Source organism: Fulvivirga sp. M361 (assembly GCF_007097395.1).
In the GTDB taxonomy this organism is placed as follows: domain Bacteria; phylum Bacteroidota; class Bacteroidia; order Cytophagales; family Cyclobacteriaceae; genus Fulvivirga.
In genome coordinates, this window is the sequence record NZ_VKDC01000087.1 from 1 (window position 1) to 2,333 (window position 2,333).

3 protein-coding genes are annotated in these 2,333 nt (G+C 50.1%); all 3 read right to left on the reverse strand.

From position 1 onward, the window contains the following. Nucleotides 1-49: 49 nt before the first annotated feature. The 3 genes from FNH22_RS31625 to FNH22_RS31635 all read right to left on the reverse strand — a co-directional run bounded on the left by FNH22_RS31625 (nucleotide 50) and on the right by FNH22_RS31635 (nucleotide 2,275). Nucleotides 50-1,549 (reverse strand): IS66 family transposase, encoded by a 1,500-nt coding sequence (locus tag FNH22_RS31625; RefSeq protein ID WP_143402544.1) that lies wholly within the window; start codon nucleotides 1,547-1,549, stop codon nucleotides 50-52. A gap of 75 nt (nucleotides 1,550-1,624) precedes the next feature. Continuing rightward, nucleotides 1,625-1,972, reverse strand: coding sequence for an IS66 family insertion sequence element accessory protein TnpB (tnpB, locus tag FNH22_RS33040; protein WP_143402545.1), 348 nt, complete (start codon nucleotides 1,970-1,972; stop codon nucleotides 1,625-1,627). A 3-nt stretch (nucleotides 1,973-1,975) separates the two neighbouring features. Then, the gene (locus tag FNH22_RS31635) at nucleotides 1,976-2,275 is read right to left on the reverse strand and encodes a hypothetical protein (RefSeq protein ID WP_143402546.1); all 300 of its coding nucleotides are present in this window, start codon (nucleotides 2,273-2,275) and stop codon (nucleotides 1,976-1,978) included. Nucleotides 2,276-2,333 lie beyond the last annotated feature (58 nt).

A 2,333-nucleotide genomic window follows, 5' to 3' on the forward strand; every position in this document is an offset into this window, starting at 1 on the left:
GTATCCATCCGAAGAACCCATCTGTTGATTTTGGTGATGGCATCTTAACTTAGCGGGTATTTTTCCAGTTGTTGGGTAAAAGTTGATAGAGGTCCTTGCGTTTGTGGGACTGCACCCTGGTCATCACATCCTTTAGCCACTCGAACTCGTCCACGTCATTTTTCTTACACGTAGCCATGAAGGAGTACATAGCAGCGGTCATCTGGGCAGCCTGATGGGAGCCAGCAAAGAGATAATTCTTTCTGCCGATGGCCAATGGTCGAATAGCATTTTCGGCCAGGTTATTATCAATTTCGATTTGCCCGTGCCGGGCGTAGGCGCTTAACCCCTCCCACCGGGGAAGGGCATAGGCAATGGCCTGTCCCAGCGGGCTTTTAGGCAATACAGTGTACGCATGCTCCTCCAGCCAGTCCCTGAGTTCTTCCAGCACAGGGATCGCTTTTTCCTGCCTCCTTTCGGTGCGCTGCTCCCAGGTAAGATCTTCATCACGCATGTCCTGCTCTAGTTTATAGAGGTGTTGCATGCGGTTCAGGACCTGTTGGGCTTTCTCTTTATCGTACTTGAGGGCATCCACAAACTTTCGCCGGGCATGGGCCATACAATAGACCAGCAGGATATGAGGATGGTGGCCATACAAGGTTTCATACACCCCGTACCCATCGGTCTGAAGAATGCCTGCATACCCTTCCAGCATTTGCTTTGGCCCACTGCTATCGCGTCCCTTCCGGTAATCAAACAATACCAGCCCGTCGGCAGGGGCATGATACACCCACATGTATCCCTGGTGGATACCGTTCTTATGTTTTTTGTCTAATACCTTGAGCGGCGATTCATCGGCCTGCAGGTATTTCTGGTGGAGTACCAGTCGCCGGAGTAATTCCCATAAGGGGACCAGGTGTTTCCATCCTTTGATCAGCCAGTCTGAGGCAGTAGAGGCCGGTATGTTGACTCCCAACCTGCGATACTTGTCTATTTGACGATGTAGGGGCAGCCCATACACATATTTATCCAGGGTCATCTGTGCGATCACTCCTTCGGAAGGGATCCCCTTATTGATCACCCGGTCGGGAAGCTCCCCGGTGATGATGCCTTCACCGTTGGGGCGGGCATACTTGGGACGTATGTAGCATTTTACATAGAATTCGGCAGGAATAAGATCCAGGACTTCGGTAATGTCTTCCCCTATGCGCACACACCCGCTTACATCTTCTACCGGCTCGATGATGATCTCTTCCCTGCGCAGGTTTTCGGGCAGGGTCATACGTCCCTGTCCTTTGGCTCGCTTCTTAGGTGTTTTTTTCTGCGGGGCAGCTAGTTCAGCCTGCTCTGAAAGAGCCTCTTGTTGCCGGGGGGTAGTGCCCAGGTCAAAGAGGCCCATCTGCCCCTCATCAGTGGACCCTATGGGGAGTTTCTCACTTTTCCTGCCAAAAAAATATTTACGAAATTTGTCCAGCTCGAAGTGGAGAGTGGAGATCTGTTCTTCTTTTTCAGCGATAGTTTCCAGTGACTTTTCATAGAGTAATTTGTAGTCTGTCGCCGTGGGTTCCATGCCTTGAAAGTAAGCATAAAAAATAGCCTTAACAAGGTTTAAAGACCGATTTTACGCCTAAAACAGTTGCTTTTTTTATCCCCGTTTTAAGGGGGTGTAGCGCTTGCGTAAGCGCACCGATTTAAGCATTACCCCCTCTAAAAGAAGGGTTAGTTGGTGGCTTGTGATGGAAATGTCCCTGCCCCCTGGCCACTCAAAAGTACCTTCCTCCAGCTTTTTAATATAGAGGGCGAACCCGTCCCGATCCCATTGCAACAAGCGAACCTGGTTACCACGCTTCCCGATGAATACAAAAATATCCCCACTCAATGGGTCTGCACCCAGTTCATTACGCACTAGACCTGAGAGGGAGTAAATCCCGAACCGCATGTCACAAGGGGAGCGGTATAGGAAATACCGGTAGCTATGGGGAAGGGAAAGCATCGACTATTCTACCAGGGCCTTCAAAAAGTGGACTTCCAGGGGGCCGTGCCATTCAATACTCACACCCGAAGGATAACGAACTACCGCAATCGCTACAGGGGGTTGAGCGGTCTCCTGCAGGCCTATGCGCTGAAAGCCATGCCCTGGTGGGACACCTGGAACATTCTTCTCCAATTTCTTTATCCAATAATAAAAAACCGAGAGGCTTATTCCTTTTTCCAACGCAAACTCCTTTTTGCTCTTGCCCGATAGCAGCCACTCTTCGTAATGCTCTTGCATCTTTGAAGCGTCGTGTCTTTTCATCACGCAAGATTACAGGGTTTAGGCCAACTTTGAAATATGCGGTTCTTCGGATGGATAC

Excerpts from the sequence above, each read along its gene's own strand:
- FNH22_RS31635 (WP_143402546.1), bottom strand. The coding sequence starts at position 2,275 with ATGAAAAGACACGACGCTTCAAAGATGCAAGAGCATTACGAAGAGTGG.
- FNH22_RS31625 (WP_143402544.1), bottom strand. The coding sequence starts at position 1,549 with ATGGAACCCACGGCGACAGACTACAAATTACTCTATGAAAAGTCACTG.
- tnpB (WP_143402545.1), bottom strand. The coding sequence starts at position 1,972 with ATGCTTTCCCTTCCCCATAGCTACCGGTATTTCCTATACCGCTCCCCT.